14 protein-coding genes are annotated in these 19,648 nt (G+C 70.1%); 8 read left to right on the top strand and 6 right to left on the bottom strand.

Features of this window, described 5'->3' with window-relative positions; all coding sequences use genetic code 11:
- Nucleotides 1-9 precede the first annotated feature (9 nt).
- Nucleotides 10-849, top strand: coding sequence for a bile acid:sodium symporter family protein (locus GA707_RS07305; protein ID WP_152177716.1), 840 nt, complete (start codon nt 10-12; stop codon nt 847-849).
- Nucleotides 846-2,108, top strand: a complete 1,263-nt coding sequence (locus tag GA707_RS07300) for a sodium:proton antiporter (RefSeq protein ID WP_152177715.1) — start codon at nt 846-848, stop codon at nt 2,106-2,108. The genes GA707_RS07305 and GA707_RS07300 overlap by 4 nt, the downstream gene beginning before the upstream one ends.
- Before the next feature lie 146 nt (nt 2,109-2,254).
- Here the strand turns inward: GA707_RS07300 and GA707_RS07295 are convergent, their stop codons facing one another.
- Nucleotides 2,255-3,094: an aldo/keto reductase gene (locus GA707_RS07295; RefSeq protein WP_152177714.1), complete on the bottom strand. Its 840-nt coding sequence runs from the start codon at nt 3,092-3,094 to the stop codon at nt 2,255-2,257.
- A gap of 66 nt (nt 3,095-3,160) precedes the next feature.
- Here GA707_RS07295 and GA707_RS07290 point away from each other — a divergent pair, with 66 nt between their 5' ends.
- From GA707_RS07290 to GA707_RS07280, 3 genes are read left to right on the top strand one after another with little or no spacing between them, the layout of a single operon-like run.
- The gene (locus GA707_RS07290; protein ID WP_152177713.1) at nt 3,161-3,961 is read left to right on the top strand and encodes an N-formylglutamate amidohydrolase; all 801 of its coding nucleotides are present in this window, start codon (nt 3,161-3,163) and stop codon (nt 3,959-3,961) included.
- Nucleotides 3,962-3,964: 3 nt separating this feature from the next.
- Nucleotides 3,965-5,122, top strand: coding sequence for a flavohemoglobin expression-modulating QEGLA motif protein (locus GA707_RS07285; protein WP_152177712.1), 1,158 nt, complete (start codon nt 3,965-3,967; stop codon nt 5,120-5,122).
- Complete coding sequence (locus tag GA707_RS07280) at nt 5,119-6,162, top strand: glutathione synthetase (RefSeq protein WP_152177711.1); 1,044 nt, start codon at nt 5,119-5,121, stop codon at nt 6,160-6,162. Before GA707_RS07285 ends, GA707_RS07280 begins: the two co-directional genes overlap by 4 nt.
- Before the next feature lie 86 nt (nt 6,163-6,248).
- Here GA707_RS07280 and GA707_RS07275 read toward each other — a convergent pair whose 3' ends face one another.
- Nucleotides 6,249-10,427, bottom strand: a complete 4,179-nt coding sequence (locus GA707_RS07275) for a BTAD domain-containing putative transcriptional regulator (RefSeq protein WP_152177710.1) — start codon at nt 10,425-10,427, stop codon at nt 6,249-6,251.
- A 145-nt stretch (nt 10,428-10,572) separates the two neighbouring features.
- Here GA707_RS07275 and GA707_RS20785 point away from each other — a divergent pair, with 145 nt between their 5' ends.
- The 3 genes from GA707_RS20785 to GA707_RS20775 all read left to right on the top strand — a co-directional run bounded on the left by GA707_RS20785 (nt 10,573) and on the right by GA707_RS20775 (nt 12,353).
- Nucleotides 10,573-10,806 carry a hypothetical protein gene (locus GA707_RS20785; RefSeq protein ID WP_193315215.1) on the top strand — a complete coding sequence of 78 codons (234 nt, stop codon included), beginning with the start codon at nt 10,573-10,575 and terminating at the stop codon, nt 10,804-10,806.
- 138 nt (nt 10,807-10,944) lie between these two features.
- Nucleotides 10,945-11,154, top strand: a complete 210-nt coding sequence (locus GA707_RS20780) for a hypothetical protein (RefSeq protein ID WP_193315214.1) — start codon at nt 10,945-10,947, stop codon at nt 11,152-11,154.
- Complete coding sequence (locus tag GA707_RS20775) at nt 11,151-12,353, top strand: aromatic acid exporter family protein (RefSeq protein WP_193315213.1); 1,203 nt, start codon at nt 11,151-11,153, stop codon at nt 12,351-12,353. Before GA707_RS20780 ends, GA707_RS20775 begins: the two co-directional genes overlap by 4 nt.
- 89 nt (nt 12,354-12,442) lie before the next feature.
- Here GA707_RS20775 and GA707_RS07265 read toward each other — a convergent pair whose 3' ends face one another.
- The 4 genes from GA707_RS07265 to GA707_RS07250 form a co-directional block, all read right to left on the bottom strand.
- Complete coding sequence (locus GA707_RS07265; protein WP_152177708.1) at nt 12,443-13,372, bottom strand: carbohydrate ABC transporter permease; 930 nt, start codon at nt 13,370-13,372, stop codon at nt 12,443-12,445.
- Complete coding sequence (locus GA707_RS07260; RefSeq protein ID WP_152177707.1) at nt 13,369-14,292, bottom strand: carbohydrate ABC transporter permease; 924 nt, start codon at nt 14,290-14,292, stop codon at nt 13,369-13,371. The genes GA707_RS07265 and GA707_RS07260 overlap by 4 nt, the downstream gene beginning before the upstream one ends.
- A gap of 172 nt (nt 14,293-14,464) precedes the next feature.
- Nucleotides 14,465-15,784 carry an ABC transporter substrate-binding protein gene (locus tag GA707_RS07255; protein ID WP_152177706.1) on the bottom strand — a complete coding sequence of 440 codons (1,320 nt, stop codon included), beginning with the start codon at nt 15,782-15,784 and terminating at the stop codon, nt 14,465-14,467.
- A 204-nt stretch (nt 15,785-15,988) separates the two neighbouring features.
- Nucleotides 15,989-19,432, bottom strand: a complete 3,444-nt coding sequence (locus GA707_RS07250) for a hypothetical protein (RefSeq protein ID WP_152177705.1) — start codon at nt 19,430-19,432, stop codon at nt 15,989-15,991.
- Nucleotides 19,433-19,648: the final 216 nt, after the last annotated feature.

Genomic DNA, 19,648 nt, shown 5'->3' with positions numbered 1-19,648 from the left:
AGTCCGTCTATGGACGAGGTCCTCCTCGCGATCACGAGAGTGGCGATGTTGACCTTCGTCGTCGCGGGCATGGCGGCGATGGGGCTGAGCCTGACAGTTGCCGGGATACTCCGCCCGCTGCGCAACGGCGTCCTGGTCATCGGGTTGCTCGTGGTCAACTTCGTCGTCGTCCCGGCGCTGACCGTCCTCGCCACCCGGGTGCTGCCCATGGAGGAGGCCGCAGCGACCGCCGTGATCCTCCTGGGGTGCTGCGCCGGCGCGCCCTTCCTCCCGGCGCTGGCCAAACTGGCCAACGGCGATCCCAACCTGGCCGTGGGCAGCATGGTGCTGCTCATGGTCGTCACCGTGATCTATGCCCCGCTCGTGGTGCCCCTCGTCGTCCCCGGTGCCGAGGTGTCGGCCTGGGACATCGCCTCCTCGCTCGTGGTGCTGATGCTGATACCGCTGCTGCTCGGGCTGCTGGCCCGGGCGCGCCATCCGGCTGTCGCTGCAGCCTGGGCCGGGACGGTCGGCCAGGTCTCGACGGGTGCGCTCTTCCTGGCCCTGGGGGCGGGCATCCTCGTCAGCTGGCGTGACGTGCTGGGGTCGGTGGGCACGTGGATCTTCGTCGGAGCCCTCATCGTCCTCGTGGTCGGCCTCGCGGCCGGCTACCTCGCCGCCGTCGGGCGGTCGCGAGCCGACCGGTGGCTGGTTGGGCTGGCATCTGCGCAGCGCAACATCTCGGCCGCCCTGGTGATCGCCGCGTCGCTGAGCGGGGACGTCGTGGTGCGGACCCTGGTCGCGGCCCTGGTCGTTCCGGTCGTGTTGCTCGTCCTCGCCGGCGAGATCGGCAAGAGGGCGACGCGATGACCGGGGCGGTCGTGGTCTTCGCAGTTCTCGTCCTCGGCTTCGCGGCAGTGACCCGAGGGCTCGGCCGGCTCTCGATCACCGCGCCCATCATCTTCCTGGGCGTTGGGGCGGCACTGGCGGCGGTCAGCCCGTTCGCCCCGGAGACCCTCAGAGAACCGCTGACCATCCTGGCCGAGGTGACGTTGGCGCTCATCCTGTTCCATGACGCCTCGCAGGTGCGGCCCCGCGAGATCAAGCGGGATCCGGGCCCGGCCGTTCGGCTCCTCCTCATTGGTCTTCCGCTCACCATGCTGCTGGGGTACGGCCTGGCCCTGATCGTCCTCCCCGGCACGCCCGTGATGTTCGCCCTCCTGCTCGCGGCCGCTCTGGCCCCGACGGATGCCGGGCTCGGAGCCGCCACCGTGCTCAACCCGGTCGTCCCCGTCCGGGTGCGCCGACTGCTCAACGTCGAGAGCGGGCTCAACGACGGTCTCGCCACGCCTGTGGTGCTCTTCGCGATCGCCGCGATCGCCGGAACCGAGGGGCTGGGCGTGGGCGAGTCGGTGGCGCAGGCCGTCGTGGAGCTCGTTCTCGGCGTGGTCGTGGGGATCGCCGTCGGCGCCGGGGGCGGCGCTCTCCTGCGCTGGTCCGACGGTCGGGGTCTGAGCTCGACGCACTCCCGGAGGATCGGCGTCCTGGCCATGCCGGTCCTGGCCTACTTCGGCGCAGACCTCGCCGGCGTCAACGCGTTCGTGGCCTCGTTCGTCGCCGGGATGGCGCTGGCGGGAGTGCTGACGTGGGAGGAGGAGGAGTCCTCTCCCACGAGTCTGACCGAGGCGCTCTCGGAGCCCCTGGGGTACGCCGTCTGGCTGGCCTTCGGCGTCGGCGTCGTGCCGCTCATCGTGTCCGAGGTCGGCTGGCGCGAGGTGCTGTATGCGGTGCTCGCCCTGACTGTGATCCGCATGGTGCCCGTCGCGCTGAGTCTGCTCGGATCCGGATTCGCGTGGCCGACCGTCGCCTTCGTGGGCTGGTTCGGTCCACGGGGACTCGCCTCGGTCGTGTTCGCGCTGCTTGCCCTCGAGAGCCTCGACGACGACGTGGCTCTGCGTCGGATCGTGGCAACCATCGCATGCACCGTCGTCATCAGCGTCTTCGCGCACGGGTTGACCGCCTCCCCGCTCGCGAACCGCTACGGCGCATGGTGCGGTCGCAGCCGCCGGCACCACGAGGGCGCCCCCGCCTCCGAGCCCCGGCGGCGGAGGTCGATGATGCTGCGCTGAGCTGCGGCCGCGCTCCGCCGCACATCCGCCCATCGGCCGCAGATCCGCCCATCGGCCGCAGATCCGCCCACCTGCTGCGGCAATTGCTGCGCCCGCTCACCCCAGGTCCACCCGCCGGCGAGATCTGCGCCCGCGGGGGGTACGGTCTACATCTCCTCGTGGGTGTTCGGGTCGCCGTCGAACCGCCGGCCGCGGTCGACACCCATCGCAGTGATCGCCGCCATCTCGTCGTCGCTCAGCTCGAATCCGAACAGGTCGAGGTTCTCGCGCTGCCTCTCGGGCGACTCCGACTTCGGCAGCGGCAGGAGTCCACGCTGGAGGTGCCAGCGGAGGACGACCTGCCCGGCACTCACGCCGTGCCGCTGCGTCGGCCCGGCGATCGGCTCTGCGTCGAGGTCCACGCTGCCCTTGCCCAGGGGCGACCACGACTCGGTGACGATCCCGAGTCGCTCGTGGACCGTGACGAGCTCCTCCTGCGGGAAGCGCGGGTGGATCTCGACCTGGTTGACCGCGGGAGTCACGCCGGTGGCGTCGATGATCCGGCCGAGGTGCTCCTCCGTGAAGTTGCTGACGCCGATCGAGCGCACGAGCCCGCGCTCGCGGCACTCCACCAGCGCCTCCCACGCCTCGACATAGAGACCGCGGCTCGGGTTCGGCCAATGGATCAGAACGAGATCGAGCACGTCGAACGCCATCCGCCGCAGGCTGTCCTCCACGCTGCGCACCGCGAGGTCCTTGGCGTGGAACCGGCCGGGGATCTTCGTGGTCACGAGCAGCTCGCTGCGGTCCAGACCACTGGCCCGGACCGCCTCCCCGACCTCGACCTCGTTCTCGTAGTTCACCGCCGAGTCGAGCAGCCGGTAGCCGTTCTCGATCGCACCCACCATCGCGGCGACGCCGGACTCGCCGCGGAGGGGATAGGTGCCGAAGCCGATCGAGGGCAGCTCCGCGCCGTCGTTGAGGGTGTATGCGCTGGTCACCGTCATCTCCCCAGCATGCCCCATGAGCATTACGACTCCACATCGGCGGCGGATCTGAGGTAGACACGTCCCATGGAAACCAGCCCGCGACCTGCGGCGACGTTCAGCGGCGACTGGAGCGGACAGCTCGTCGCCACCGCCATCCACACCGGCCACGACCTCCGGCCCGAGGTGGCCGAGCAGATGATCCTCGACGAGGCGACCCGACTGCGTGAGGAGGACCCGCATACCGACCGGATCGCGGACCTGGCGCCCGCCCGGGTGGTCGTGAACCGGTCCCGCTTCGAGGTCGACCTCAACCGTCTACTCGAGGACGCGGTGTACCGGACACCGGAGGACTGCTGGGACCTCGAGGTGTGGCGCAGCAACCCGCTCGAGGATGCCATCGTGCGCCGGAGCCAGCAGGTGTACGCGTCGTTCTACGCGGATCTCGCTGCCCGGCTGGACCAGGTGGCGGCCCGCGGCCCGTTCGTCCTCTACGACGTCCACTCGTACAACCACCGCCGGAACGGGCCCGACGCCGAGCCGGAGCCGGTCGATGACAACCCCGAGGTCAACCTCGGCACAGGCACGGTCGACCGCAAGGTCTTCCAGGGGGTCGTGGACGCCTTCGCCGAGTCGCTCGGCGCGCAGCGAACCGAGGGCGGCCAGATCGACGTGCGGGAGAACGTCAAGTTCGAGGGCCGTGCCCTGTCGTGGTGGGTGCACGAGCGGTACGCCGGCCGGGGTGTCTGCCTCGCCCTCGAGTTCAAGAAGACCTACATGGACGAGTGGACCGGCGCGCCGGACGAGCGCCGCATCGCGCAGCTGCGGCAGGCGCTCGCCGCGACGCACGAGCCCGTGCTCGCCGCACTGCGCGAGATCGGCGACTGAGCAGTGCCCTTCGCTCCGGGCGACCTGGCGATCGACCACGCTCTGGCACGGTTGTCGGGCGGAGTGCGGTTCCTGCTCGACGTCACCCCGGTGAACGCGGACCAGGCGCGGGAGGCCTATCTCGCAGAGGACGTCGCCGAGCCGGCGTTCGCCTACCGAGACCTCGAGACCGACCCGGACGTGCTCGAGGCCGAGCTCGCTCGGATCGACCCCGCCGAGGTCGAGGACCGCACGCTGGGGCACCTGCTGCGCGCCAAGCACCGCGAGATGGAGCTCCAGCTGCAGATGCTCCGAGCGCGCGGCACGTCCGACTTCCTGCAGATGTCGGTCGAGCTCTACGGGGCGGTGTCGCCGGCGCTGTACGAGCGCGCGGGGGCTTTGCTGCTCACCGTCGAGCCTCCTGAGGCCGACGACGGGCAGCTCGACGCGGAGGAGTTCCGCGCGCTGGCCGAGCAGGAGCTGGACCACTACCGCGGGATCGCCCCCGACATCGGGCTGCACGTCGAGGTCCGAGACGACGTCTCGGGGGTGCTGTGCGAGGGGACCGCACTGCTCATCGGCGCGCGGTCGACCGTGGTCACCCGGCGCACCTTCGCGCTCCTTCAGCACGAGGTCGGCACCCACCTCATCACGCAGGTGAACGGGAGCCGTCAACCGATCACGGTGCTCGGCACCGGGCTGGCGCACTACGACGAGACGCAGGAAGGCCTGGCCGTGGTGGCCGAGGTGGCCGTCGGAGGGCTGACCGCGGCGCGACTGCGCCAGCTCGCCGCCCGGGTCGTCGTCGTCCACGACCTGCTCGCTGGTGCGGGCTTCGTCGACTGCCACCGTCGGCTGCTCGACGCGGGCCTGCCCTCCGGCGCCGCCTTCACGACCGTCATGCGCGTGTTCCGCTCCGGCGGCCTGACCAAGGACGCCATCTACCTGCGCGGGCTGCTGGACCTGCTCGGCCACGTCCGCCACGGCGGCTCACTCGAACCGCTGTACTCCGGCAAGTTCGCGCTGACCGACCTGCCGCTCGTCGAGGACCTCACCGAGCGGGGTCTGATCCACCCACCCACCGTCCTGCCCCGGTTCTGGGACCTCCCCGGAACCACCGAGCGCCTCGCCGAGGCCGCCGCGGCGGACGACCTCACCCAGCTCACCAGAGGAGAGCCATGAAGATCGGATTCGTCGTCAACGACGTCGAGACGGAGAAGCCCGAGTACACCACCACCCGGCTCGCCATGGCGGCGACCAATATGGAGCACGAGGTGTGGCTCATCGGCATGGGCGACTTCGGCTACGAGCCGGACGGCTCGCTCGAGGCCCGCGGGTGGGGCGGAGCGAAGAAGGGCTACCGCTCGCTCGAGCGCTACCTCGCCGACGTCCAGAAGCCGGAGACCGAGGCACGGGTCGCGCTCGACGAGTTCGACGTCGTCATGCTCCGTTCCGACCCGGCGGACGACGCCCAGGAGGCACCCTGGGCCAACAATGCAGGCGTCGCCTTCGGCGAGCTGATCGCCTCGAGCGGCGTTCTCGTCGTCAACAACCCGTCGAGCCTGGCCAACGCGCTGTCCAAGGCCTACTTCCAGCAGTTCCCCGAGGTGGTGCGTCCGCGCACGCTCATCTCCCGGGACGAGGACCGGATCGCCAAGTTCGTCGACGAGCTCGGCGGCAAGGCGGTGCTCAAACCCCTCCAGGGATCGGGTGGCTCGGGCGTCTTCATGGTGACCGGCAAGGAGTCACCGAACCTCTCCCAGATGATCGAGGCCATCGCCCGGGACGGCTACGTCGTAGCGCAGGAGTACCTGCCCGAGGCCAAGGACGGCGACGTGCGGATGTTCGTCATGAACGGCCGTCCGCTCATGGTCGGCGACGCCTACGCGGCGTTCCGCCGGCGCAGCAGCTCCGACGACATCCGCTCGAACATGTCGGCCGGCGGCAAGGCGGTCAAGGCGACCGTGACCAAGGAGATGCTCGACATGGTCGAGGCGGTGCGCCCCAAGCTCGTCGCGGACGGGATGTTCCTCGTCGGCCTCGACATCGTGGGCGACAAGCTCATGGAGGTCAACGTCTTCAGCCCCGGCGGCCTCGGCTCGTGCGAGCGGCTCTACGAGGTCGACTTCGCCCCGGCGATCATCGAGGACCTCGCTCGCAAGGTCGCGCTGCGGGACCACTACGGCGACCAGCTGACGAACATCATGCGCGCCACGCTCTGAGGCGGCGCGCGCATGGCCTCGGTCGAGAGTGCACGACGTGCCGTATGCGCCACTCGCCTCACGGCAGGTCGTGCACTCTCGACTGGTCACGTAGGGCAGACGTCGAACGGCTTGCGGTCGGGCAGGTAGGCGCTCCATTCAGCGTCGGTCATCTCCCTGCCGGCGATGCGGCATGCCGCCGCGACGGCAGCCTCAGGCCTGGGGTCCCAGACCGAAACCTCCCCGTCCAGGGAGGCTATGAGCACGTCGGAGGTGCCCGGGGCGAACCCTGCGTGGGCTTCTTCGTCAGTCGTTACGAAACCGAGGTACCCGCGAGTCCGGGCATCCCAGAGGCCCACCCGACCTGACCCAGACGTCGCGAACTGCCCGCCATCGGGGGAGAACTGGATCATGTAACCATCGGCGATGTGGGGTCCCGATGACCTGGAGACCGTCGCCAAGGTGCTCGGATCCAGGAACGCCACTGTGCTCTGGACGTCCCGGGACGGGTCGGTTCCGACCAGGACGACGGTCTTGCCGTCGGGCGTCCACGCCAATCCCTGTACGTCCAGACCAGGATCGGCGGACTTGAGCACCCTTCCTTGTGCGAGGTCCAGCAGCTGGAGCTTGCGGTCGATCCACACCAGCGCTCGTTCCCCGTCGCCGTTCGCCGCGAGGCCGCGTATGGGCACGTCAGCCGTCACGAGGACAGGCTTGCCGAGGATCTCCAGGGTGGAGACGTCGACGGTGTAGACCCAGCCCTCGTGCGTCCCCACCACCAGTCGGTCTCCGTCCCCGCTGAACCTCACGGACTCGACGATCCCGTAGCGGTCGGGAACCCGGTGCTGGCCCGCGGCCTGCCCGGTGGCCGGGTCCCACAGGTCCACCCACTGGTCGTTCTGCACGCTGGCGAGCATTCGGCTGTCAGGCCGCCAGGAGAGGTCACCGAAGTAGGTGTTGCTCTCTCGGAACGTAGAGATCGGGGTCCGGACTCCTGATTCGACGTCGAGGAACTGGACGGCGAACGACTCAGGCACGCCGCCGATGAGGCTCCCCACCGTCCGGCCGTCCGGAGAGACCATCGTCATGGCTCTGTCCGAGTCTCGCTGCGGCTCGACGGGGAGGGATCGCACGAAGCGGCGGTCGCCCACCAGGTCCCACACCAGTAGCCTCTCGCCTCCCCTGCTGTAGAGCGTCCGGCCGTCGGGGCTGAACCCGATCCCGCCGGACTCAGCTCCGGTGAGCCGCAGCCCGCCCTGGTCGGGGTCGGTGAGTGACCGCACGACGAGGGCGCCGTCGACCCCGTAGCCCAGCATCCCTCCTCTCGGGGAGAGCATGAGCCCGTCGATGTCCTCGTTCTCCTCGATGACGGACGTCACGGTCAGCAGCTCCGGGTCGAGAAGCGCGATCTGTCGGCCTCGCACGCCGACCAGGACGGACCCGTCGGCGGTGAGGGCGATGGGCCCGATGTCCGGTGCGGACCGGAGTACCGAACCGGAGGCGGCGTCGAGCATCAGGGCCGCGTCGTCGTTCGCCAGGTATACCCGCGCCCCGTCGTCGCTCACGGCCAGTTGGCTGTGTATGGGGAACGGTAGGTTGAACGCCGCGACCGGACGCGCGAGGTCTGCGGTGTCCCAGACCCTGATCCAGGTCTCCGTGTCCAGCTGGGTCGGGTGGACGAACCCTGCCACGAGCCAGCGTCCGTCGTTGCTGAACGCCAGGGACTCCTGCACCACGCGACCCTGCGGCTGACCTCCCAGCTGGGCATTGGCGAGGACCGCGGTCGTGGGGTCGAACATCCGGACCGGGAGCGGGTCGACCCGCCTTTCGCCACTCGGCGTGCTGACATTGACGGCGGCGGCGAGCTGGGTGCCGTTCGGGTTGAAGCTCACGCCGTAAAGGGGGATGTCGTGGTTGTGAGCCACGTCACCGGTCTCTGTGTCGACGATGGTCACCCCGGCGTCCCACCCTGTCGTGGCAACCCTTCGACCATCGGGGGCCACCGCCCCCGAGATCGGTGTGGTCACCTTGTGGATGCCGATCAGCTCGGGCGCACGATCGAGCACCCCGCGCAGATTGCCCCGGGTGTCGGGCGTGTCGTCCAGCTCGGTCCCCGCAACGGCGAGGAGGAGCGCGCGGTCGAGGATGTCGCTGCGCAGCGCCTCGGCGCCCAGCCGGCGGGCATCCGCGGCCATCGCCTGCTGCTCGGCCATGCTCGCCTGATGCTGTGCCCGCTGCTCCGCGGTGAATGCCTCGACCCCGGCCACTAGCGCGATGGCGAGGAGTCCCGCCACCGCCGCCAGGCCCCACCGAAGTCGACGGTTGGCGCGACGCTCGAGGCGCACCTGCTTCTCGGTCGCGCGCGCCTCGGCCTCGGCGAGCGCCTCCGACGCATCGAGGAAGTCCTGTTCGGTCCGGGTGAGCGTCGGGGCGCTGCGGGTTCGCCACTGCTGCGCACGGGCCTGGCGCGGCCCGCGGTAGAGCTCGCCGGCCGTTCGGCCGAGCTCCTCCCAGCTGTCGGCCGCGACCGCGAGGTGCCGCATGATCCGCAGACCCTCGACATCGTCGTCGAGCCAGGAGCGCAGCCGCGGCCAGGCGACTGCGAGCGCCTCGTGGGCGATCTCGACGGTGTCACCGTCGCTGCTGAGGAGCCGCGCTCCGACGAGGCTCTCGATGACCGCCTCGTGCTCCTCGTCGGCGGCCACCGACCGTCGCGGTGCCCGGGTGCGCACCGGGTCGCCGGAGTCACTCGGCACGACCAGACGCAGCATGAGGTCTCGCAGCATGTCCTGCTGGCGGGTCGTCATCCCTCTGAACACTGTCTCGGCCGACTGGGACACCGCCTCCTGGATCCCGCCGGTGGCCGCGTAGCCGGCGACCGTCAGGGTGCTCCCCTCTCGCCGGGTCCATGTCTGCCGCAGCACGTGGGAGAGGAGCGGCAACGCCCCGGGGGCGCCCTCCACCTCGCGGACGAGGAGGTCGACCAGACCCGGCTCCAGCCGCAGGCCCGCCTGTGCGGCCGGCCCCTCGATCGCCCGTCGGAGCGCGTCGGCGTCCATCGGACCCAGGAGGTGCAGGCCGCGCTCGACCAGGTGCGCGAAGTCCGAGTACCGGGAGACCTCGCCGAGTCGGTCGGCCCTGAGCGTGAGGATCAACGGTCCTCTGCCGGCGACGACGGTCAGCGCTGCGAGGAAGGCCAGGCGCTCGTCGGCATCGACCTCCGGTGCCAGCACCTCCTCGCACTGGTCGACGACGAGCACGTCACCCTTGCGGTGGGGCACTTCGGCGAGGATGTCCATCGGATGCCGCCCGGGTGTCACGACGCGCACCCGGCGGCCGTCCCGCTCCAACGCAGCCGCGACGCCCGCTCGCGCGAGCGAGGACTTCCCGCTGCCCGAGGCGCCGACGATCGCCAGCGCGCTGCCCTCATCGAGGTGGGCCAGGCACGCCTCGATGTCGGACTCCCGGCCGAAGAACGACCCCGCGTCACTGATGTCATAGGCCACCAACCCCGGGTAGGGGCAGACGGCGCTGGGCTCGGGGATCGCGGCCTGCACCGCGAGCGAGGGGTCCTGGCGCAGGATCGCCTGCTCGAGCGCGGCGAGGTCCGGACCGGGGTCGAGGCCGAGATCCTTGACGAGCACGGTGCGCGCCCGATGCAGCGTGTCGAGTGCCTCGTGCTGACGCCCGCTCTGGTACTGGGCCAGCGCGAGCAGCCCCCAACGGCGTTCACGGAACGGCGCCTCGTGCAGCAGGGCGACGGCAGGCGCGAGCGCGTCGTCGTGGTGTCCCGACCGCAGCATCACCTCGACGTGGAGCTCCTCGGCGTCGCGGTGCAGCTCGACGAGGCGCTCGTGCTCGATCAGCCCGGGCGTCCACCCGTTGAGCTCGGTGAAGGGCTCGCCCCGCCAGAGGTCCAGGGCCTCGCGCAGCAGGTAGGCGGATCGCTCGGGCTCGCCGAGCGTGAGCAGCTCACGGGCTCGGCCGATCAGCCGCTCGAAGCGGAGGTGGTCGAGGTGGTCGACGTGCACCCGCAGCCGGTAGCCGTGCTCCGCGGTCTCGATGAGGTCGGCTCCCAGTCTCCTGCGCAGACGCGAGACACACCCCTGCACGACCTTCGACCACGACGGCGGCGGGGTCTCGCCCCAGATCGCCTCGGCGAGCGACTCCGCGCGGACCACCGTGCCCGGCCGGACCGCCAAGGCCTCGAGCACCACGCGGTCGCGCAGGCCCATGGTCGAGGTCGCTCCGTCTAGCTCGAGTGGACCGAGCACGGCGATACCCATGTCATGAATGTCCACCTGCGGAGATGGCCCGTCAATGGCCGCGATACCGGCGTGATACCCGCCCGGTACGGCTCTGGTACCGCGGTCTGTCACAACGGTGAAGCCATCCGTCCGGGTGGCGCCCCATCGATCGTGAGGTCAGGTCATGTCCCCTCTTCACTCCCGCGTCATCGGCAGTGCCGCCACCGCCCTTGTCGCGTGCGCGCTTCTCGCCACCACCGCCGTCCCCTCGTCCGCGAAGCCGGATCCCGGCCCAATGCCCGAGCGGACGTCGACATCCTCGTCGTGCTCGCTGCAGCGGGTCGGCAGGCAGTTCGTCCGGTGCGACGACCTCACCGGCAACGGCGTGCCCGCCCCGCTGTGGGTCCCGCAGCGCTGACCGCCGGCAGGTCTGACCCAGGGGCGTCCGACAGGGTCGAGACGGCAATTGTCCCTGGGGCGGGTTCAGTGCCGCGGCCGAGGTCGCGGCCGACACCTCGCGCTCGGCGATCACCGCCTACGGCGACGCCGACGGCAGGTGCAGTCACGCCGCTGGCTGCTCTCGACCATCGGCGCCCAGTTCGGCCATCCGGACCCCGAGGCGCTGGCCCGCGTCGTCGTCGCCCACGCCGTCAAGCTGCCCCGCAAGCGACGCGACGGCACCTACACCGAGGGCATCTCGGTCACGCTCCGAGCAGAGCTGCCTCGGCCGGCTGGACCCAGGCGACCGAGGACAATGGGCGCGTGAGTGAGACGCCGCGACCACCGCATACCGGATCCGGACCCGATCCGGTGCCGGACCGACCCGCACGGCCGTGGGGGACGGCGCTGCAGCACATGTCGCTGAGGGCGTTCGACCTCAGCGAGCGCGCGGGCCGGGCAGGTCTCGCCTCGCAGCGGCGCAGCCTGCGGCGGTGGCGGTCGCACCTGTTCCTCGTCACCCAGATGGCGCTCGCCGCCGGGCTCGGATGGTTTCTCGGTCAGCGCCTGCTCGGACACGAGCAGCCGTTCTTCGCCTCGATCGCCGCGATCCTGTGTCTCGGCCTGTCCTACGGGCAGCGGATCTCGCGCGTCGTCGAGGTCGCCGTCGGGGTGTTCCTCGGTGTCCTCGTCGGCGACATCTTCGTCACCGTCTTCGGCAGCGGCGCCTGGCAGATCACCCTCGCCGTGTTCATCGCGATGTCGGTCGCACTCTGGCTCGGCGCGCGCACGCTCATGGTCATGCAGGCGGGCATCCAGTCGGCCGTCGTCATCACACTCCTCCCCGGCGTCGACTCCGGGTTCGCCCGGTGGGCCGACGCCCTGCTCGGCTGTGCGATCGCGCTCGTCATCGCGTTGGTCGCGCCGACCTCGCCGATCCAGCGACCGCGGCACCGCGCCGCCGCCGTCCTCAGCGAGGCCGCCGCGACGCTCCGGTCAGCCGAGGCCGCGCTGGGGTCCGGCGACCAGGAGGCGGCCGACGCCGTGCTCGACCGGGCGCGCGCCACCGAGACGATGCTCTCCGAGCTGTCGACGGCAGCGGCCGAGGGCGTCGAGCTCGTGCGCTACTCGCCGTTGCTGCGGGGACACCGGCAGGACATGCAGGAGGTCGCGGCGCTCGTCGCCCCGTTGGACCGGATGCTGCGCAACCTTCGCGTCCTCGCCCGGCGCGTCACGGTGTCGGCGTATCGCGGTGAGCCGGTCTCGCCGGAGGTCATCGCGCTCATCGACGACGTCGCCGACATCGCGGAGTTCTGCGCCCGCGAGCTGACCGCCCGGCGGCTCCCCACCCGCGCGCGCGACCGGATCATCGCGGCGGGCGACCTCAGCTCGGGCATCGACCACCACGCGCTGTCGTTGTCCAACGTCGTCATCATCGGCCAGGCCCGCAGCATCCTCATCGACCTGCTCGAGCTGACCGGGCTCACCTACGCCGACGCGCAGGAGCTGCTGCCGGACATGCACTGAGCGTCAGAGTCGGCGAGCACCGGCGTGTTCCTCATCCGACCGGTGCGAGATCTCGCACCGGACTGGTAACTTCGCGCCAAACGCAGGGATCACTTGACCGAGCCGGACATCAGACCGCCGATGAAGTAGCGGCCGAGCAGGATGTAGACGAGCAGGGTCGGCAACGAGGCGATGAGCACGCCGGCCATGATCTGCGGGTAGTCCGGGTTCTGCCCGCCCGCGAGCTCGTTGAGCACGAACGTCACCGGGCCGTTGTTGCGGTTGGTGAGGAACAGCGCGAAGAGGAAATCGTTCCACGCCGACGTGAACTGCCAGATCAGCGTGACCACGAACGCCGGGATCGAGAGCGGCAGCACCACCGAGCGGTAGATCCGCAGCATCCCCGCGCCGTCGATCTTGGCGGCCTCGAGGATGTCGTTGGGCACGGCGGTCGCGTAGTAGTTGCGGAAGATCAGTGTGCAGATCGGGATGCCGAAGATCGTGTGCACTGCGATGAGCTTGACGATGCCCTGGAACCACGGGAGGGCCTGCTCGACGTCGAGCATCATGCCGGTGAGCGGGATCATCACGGCCTGGTAGGGGATGAACATCCCGAACAGGAACAGCGTGAAGACCACCTGGTCCCCGGGGAAGCGCCACCGCGAGAACACGAAGCCGTTCATCGACCCGAGCATCGAGCTGAGCAGCGCGACGGACACCGCGAGGATGACCGTCCGGATCAGGGACGGTGCGAGGCGCTCGATCGCGCTCGCCCACCCCTCGGTCGAGATCGTCGTGGGCAGCGCCCAGGCGTCACTGGCGCCGGCGCCGCCGGTCGGCTTGAAGCTCGTGACGATGAGGACATACATCGGCATGAGGATCACGAGGACGAAGGCGATGAGCATCGCGTAGCGGGTGGCCCGCGTTGCGACGCTCCCCTGCGTCCCGGGAGCCTTCCCGGTGCTGCGGTATGCCGTGGTCGGCTTGGCGCCCGCCGGTGGCACCGGGTCGGCGGGCAGGGCGTCGGTCGTGGCGCTCATGACGACCGCTCCCTCTCGGTGCGGTTGGTGTAGACGAGGTACGGGACGACGACGACCGCCACGATGGTCAGCAGGATCGTCGCGTTCACCGCGGCCATGACCTTGTCACCCTGGTTGAACATCTGGGTCCACATCAGCGTGGCCGGCACCGCGGCGACGTAGGAGTTGGGGCCGGCGATCGCGTAGATGAGGTCGAACATCTTCATCGACATGTGGCCGATGATGATGAGCGCGGACAGCGCGATCGGCGACAGCTGGGGGAACAGCACGTGCCGGTAGATCTGCCGGTCGGTCGCTCCGTCGATCCGGGCGGCCTCACGCTGGTCCTCCGAGATGCCCCGGAAGCCGGCGAGGAAGAGCGCCATGACATAGCCGGAGAGCTGCCAGATCGCCGGCATGGCCATGGCGGCCATGTTCCACCGGCTGTCGGCGGACCACCACGACGACTGCAGTCCGTCGAGCCCGACCATCTGGAAGAGCTGGTTGAGCCCGACCGCCTGCTCACCCTCCTGCGGGCTGAGCAGCCAGCGCCACACCACACCGGCGGCGATGAAGGACACCGCCATCGGGAACAGGTAGACGGAGCGGAAGACACCCTCCCCGTTCACGCCCTTCTCGAGCAGGACGGCCCAGAGCAGGCCGAAGAACATCGTGCCGAGGAGGAAGACGACGGTGAGGACGAGCAGGTTCCACAGGGCGTGCTGGTAGTCCGAGGTGCTGAGGAGCTCCCCGTAGTTGCCGATCCCCCCGGCGTGTTGGGGTCGCTCGACGATCTCCCCTCCCACGACGACCCGCCTGGTCGAGGCGTTCAGAGAGGTCCAGATGTTCTGGCCGATGAGCCCGTACACGAAGATCGCGATGAGGATGATCGACGGGCTGATGAGGACGAGGCCCGGGAGCCAGGTCTTCGCGCGTGACATGTGGGTGGTCGTCCCTTCACAGCGGGAGCACGTGGGTGCTGACGGGTGCGCGGGTGCTGCGGACGGCCGCAGCCGTCACAGCGGAGGTGGGTATGCGGTTCGCACCGAACCCGGTCGGAGCCGGATCCGGTGCGAACCGTTGGGTTTCACAGCACTTCCCGGTGGGTGGTGATCAGCCGAGGGCCTTGTCCGCTGCCGCGGTCAGGTCGGTCACGTAGACCGTGCCGTCCTTGCTGGAGTAGAACTTCGCCGTGGCCGTCGAGATGTCGTCGAGCCACGCGAGCGGCACGGCGGCACCGTGGGCGATCGAGGACGCGATCGTGTCGTTCGCGAAGGACTCGATGGCCGTCTGCTGGTAGGTCGGGAAGTCGTCCGACGGGACGTCGGTCCGCGCCGGGATGGATCCCTTGGCCAGGTTGAAGGCCTGCTGCCCGTCGACCGAGCCGACCGTGCGCAGCCAGTCCTTCGAGCCCTCGGGGTTCGGCGCCCCGACGGGAAGGGTGAAGGAGTCGGCGAGGAAGTTGAACACGCCGTCCGTTCCCGGGACCGGGAAGTAGACGTAGTCCTCGCCGTCGACCTGGTCGCGGGAGTTGAACTGGCCGACGGCCCAGTCGCCCATGACGTTGTAGGCAGCGGTGCCGTCGATGACCATGTCGGTCGGCGCGACCCAGTCATCGCCGCTGGAGGCGTTGTTCGCGAACGCGAGCAGCTGGGTCATGTGGTCGACCGCCGTCTGCACGCCCTCGGAGTCCCACGGGGTCGAGCCGTCGAAGAGTCCGGCGTAGTCCTCGGGGCCCAGGTCGGCGAGCAGGACGTTCTCGAAGAGGTGGACCACAGTCCACGTGCCGCCGATCGAGAGCGGGGTCTCGACTCCGGAGTCCTTGACCTTCTGCATGTCGGCGAGCCAGGCGTCCATGTCTCCGGGTGTCTCGGTCACACCGGCCGCCTCGAGGACTGTCGGGTTGGCCCACACGACGTTGCTCCGGTGGATGTTCGAGGGCACCGAGTAGATGTTGCCCTCGACGGTGATCCGGTCGAGCAGGTCCTGCGGGAAGACCGAGCTGCCACCGAGCTCCTCGATGACGTCGTTGACCGGCTCGACCTGGGAGTTGACGATGTAGTCGGTCAGCTCCGCGCCGGCGTGACCCTGGAAGGAGTCCGGCGGGTTGCCGTTCTCGAGGTCGGAGGCGAGCTTGGCCTTGGCGTTGGTGCCGGCGCCGCCGGCCACCGCGAGGTTGACGAACGTGTCGTTGGGGAACTGCTCGTTGAACACGCCGACCATGGCGTCGAGGCCGACCTTCTCGGAGCCGTCGGCCCACCAGGTGAAGACTCCCACCTCGCCGCCGGCGCCTCCCTCCATCTGCTCCTGCGTCTCGGTCGACGCGGCGGTCGTGGTGTCGTCGGCGCTGTCGCTCGTCGTGCCGGTTGCACACGCGGCGAGGCTGAGGGCGGCGATTCCGATGACCGCCGCGGACGTCCTTGTCCTTCTCATACTCTTTCCTTCATCCCTTCTCATCCGCCCCGACAGGGGGTGTCGATCGGGGCGACGGGAGAGCGCGGTCATGCGCTCCTACCGGTGAGTATCCTCCCGCCGACGACGATGCGACCGGGATGGTGACGGATGACTCAGCCGCCTATCGAGCAATGGCCGAGAAGGGCTGTGACCAGCGGTTTTCCGCCATGGACGACGCTGCCGCTAGCGGAGCGAGACCTGCCGTCCGATGGTTCCGACGAGCCGCTCGCGGGCGGCCGAGGAGGCCGCCTCGTCGCGGGTCGCCGTGACTTCGGCGAGCCGGTGGGTGAGGTCGAGCCGGCGGGCCACCCGCCCGTCCGGGTCGCTCTCGAGCAGCGCCTCGATCGCCGCCACCCCGGCGTCGGCGCGGGCCACGAGCTGGGCCTGCGCCGCGTCGAGCCGCGCCGCGTACCAGTCGCTCGCGAGCACCGACTCACGGGTGAACATCGCCCGGAAGGCCGGGTCGCCGAGGGTCAGCCCCTCGGCCGAGATCCCGTCGGCCATGATCTCGAGGAGCGCACGCACCGGCGGGCAGGCCGAGGCGATCGTGCCGTCCTTCAGGTATGCCCGGGCCACCCGCTCGTGCGTGCTCACCATGACGTCGACCGAGTCCGCGAAGACCGCCCGGTCCTGGGTCTCGGGCCGCAGTACGGCCTCGGTGAAGATCGACTCGGGGTGCATGAAGATCCGGCCGAGGAAGATCGAGGCGAACTTGTCGGTGATCCGCCAGCCGAGCCGGCTCGCCGCGACCGTCCGACCATCGATCTCGAGGTCCTCGATTCGCTCGAGGTACTTGTGCTCGATGAGCCACGAGCAGGAGCGCTCGTGCGGCTGCATCCGGGCGAAGATCTCCGGGATGAGCAGGCTCACGTCGTGGTCCACGCGCACGTTCGGACCCACGTGCCCCGCACCGGAGAGCCACCCGTCGTAGCCGGTCAGCGCATACGAGAGGAACGCGGCGTTGAGGTCGTAGGTCGTCGGGAGCGCGTTGAACGGCGCCTTGGTCAGGGCGCCCTCACTGCCGGCACCCGTCGTCGACGGCGACTTGCCGGTCATCGACGAGATGAACTCCATGAGCAGCTCGGGCAGCTCGAGGTAGTGCAGCGGGCTGAACGCGCAGAGCGCCGGGACGCCCTCACCAGGCGGGTTGTTCCGCCGGCCCGCGGCGATGACGTCGACCTCGAACGGCACCGGCTCGCTCATCGCCATCCCCCTCTGCAGCCGCACGGCGGTCAGGGCGGTCGCGGTGCCGAGCGGGTCGGCGAGGTCGGGGCGGACCTGGAGGTAGCGCGGGTTCTTCGACGGCTTGCCGTCCACCATGCGCGGCCGGGCCGAGCAGACGACGTATGCGGGACGCGCCTCCTCGTCCTCGGCGACGAAGCCGGTGAGCCGCTCGCGCATCGGGGGCGTGAACCGGCTGAGCATCACGGCGTCGTCGGTGATCTCGCGGGCGGCCGCGCGGTCCAGGGGCTGCCAGTTCGACAGGAACGTGCCGGCGGCCGCGATGTCCGCCTCGGCCATCGTGTCGTAGCCGGGGACGATCGCGTCGTCGGGACGCTGGAAGAGCAGACCCTCGCAGTTCTCGACGAGCTTGCGCGACGGGGAGCCGTCCGCACCCGGCACGACGACGGACGCGGTGATGTCGTCCTCGGTCTGCACCTTGACGGCGGGCGCGAAGTCCGGGCGCAGACTGAACAGCCGGTACGACCCGTCCTCCTCGTAGCCGACCCGCAGCATGTCGACGAGCACCGGGCGGCCGTCGACGCGCAGCCGGTTGCCCGGCCGGCCGTTGACCCGGCTCACCGAGAGGTGGCTGCGCCAGTCGGCGCCCCACTCGGGCTGGTACTCGACCTTGATGACGTAGACGAGCTCGAGGATGTGGGACGGGATGGAGCGGATGAACGCGTTGTGCTCGTCCGAGTAGTCCTTGCGCGGCGTGAACAGCTTGATCACGCTGCCGATGCTCCGCTCGGAGCCGAACACCGGACGGTGGTCGGTGCCGTTTCGGGCCGGGTCGGCGAAGCGCTGGGAGTAGTCGCGGGAGACGATCTGTTCGACCGCGTCGAGGTCGGCATCGAAGTCGGCGACGTAGGCCGTGCCGATGGTGATGGCGTCGGCGATCGACTTGGAGATCTCGGACTTGCCGCCGCCGGAGACGGTGCACGGTTTGTGGCACACGGTCGCGGTCGACGACGTGCCGACGATCGTCCACTGCACCGGGTCGGTGCGGACCTGGCGCATCTGGACCCGGAAGCCGCTCGTGTCGAGGTACACCGAGTCGCCGCGGAAGGGGATCGTGGCGGGCTCACCGTCGGCGCCGGTCCAGGAGACGGTGCGCTCCGGCAGCGAGAAGTGGGCACCCGTCGGCACGAGGACGAGTCCCGGGATGGACGTCGAGCGCGCCCATCCCGCGGCGTCGGAGCCGGATCCGTCCGCGTCCCACTCACCCGGGTCCCGCTCGACCACCGCCGACACGCTCGGGGCGTCCACCGCATACGTGTTCGTGAACTCCTGGCCCTCGTCCCAGGAGGGGAAGACCATCGCGCCGCCGGAGTGCTCCTCCTCGGCGCCGCCGAGGAGGTTGGCGGACATGGAGATCTGGGTCTTGACCTCCTTCTTGCAGTAGCCGAAGTAGTTGTCGGCGATGACGGTGACCATGACGCCCCGCTCGTCGCGGGCGCACACCTTGAAGGCCTGCCCGTCGTTGTATCGCTCGGCCGGGTCGCTCCAGCACATACCGTCGCGGATCTGGCGTTCGGTCGCGTGGTCGCGGTGCGGCAGGCCCAGCGACTTCTTCGTGCAGGTGACGAGATGCGGTGCGAGCACGACGAGACCGGTGTGGCCGGTCCAGCCGAGCGGGTCGAGGGCGGAGTCGTTCTCGGGCAGGTAGGGGTCGCCGGCGTTGCCGAAGATGCCCTCGACGAAGTCGAGGTTGGCGACCATGCTGCCGGGCACGATGAAGCGGGTCTCGAGGCGACGCTCGCGCGAGCGTCCGGGGACGCCCACGACGACGAGGGGGCGGAGCAGGAGCGAGACGAAGCAGGACGCCTTGTCCTCCTGGGTCGAGGTGATCGGCAGCTCGAGCGCGGAGGTGGGCGGCTCGAGGGCCCGGGTCAGCAGCGCGGCGAAGACCTCGCGCGGCACGGCCTTCTTGTCGTCGGGGATCGGCAGGCCGCCCTCGGCGAGGTGGAAGACGCCGGCCGTCGTGCGGCGGTCGTTGCGCGGGTTGTGCAGGACCCCGTTGGCGAGGCGGTAGCTCGTGATGAGCTCGGACGCGTACTCGTCCGAGTCGACCGGCAGCGACAGCGCGCGAGCCAGGCCCGGGCGGTCGAGGGTGAGGGTGCGCCGCGGCAGCCGCGGCACGTGCTCGACGCCCTCCAGGTATGCCGCGAGGAAGTCCTCGATGCGCTCGTCGACGGGGGGCAGCCGGTCGTCGAGACGCCGACTCAGCTCGCGCTGCCGGTCCAGGAGGGGGGCCACGAGATCCTCCGCGCCCGCGTGCGGTGTGCCAGCCGCGGTGGCCGGCCGCACCGTCGGCAGCCCGAGCAGGCGCAGCCGGAGGTTGATCGCGGGGAGCAGCGGCTCGGTCAGGGGAGTGGCGGTGGACGGGGTGGCGCTCGGTGCCATGGCGTGCCTCTTCGAGATCAAGGTGGATCCCGCGACAGCCTACCGGTGGTCATTCGCTGTCCACGGGCCGTGAGAAGACGCTATCGCGAGGCCGTGCACGGCTCTAGGCAGGGGTGGCTCACCTCACCTGGCGCCGGTGCATCGTCCCGTGTTTGGTGCGTTGTGGGGCGTTTGGGGCGCTACAGCGCACCGAAGCGATGCCAACGCACCGGTTCA

It is taken from the genome of Nostocoides sp. F2B08, from assembly GCF_009184895.1.
Classification (GTDB): domain Bacteria; phylum Actinomycetota; class Actinomycetes; order Actinomycetales; family Dermatophilaceae; genus F2B08.
This window is presented reverse-complemented; position numbering and strand designations above follow the sequence as displayed.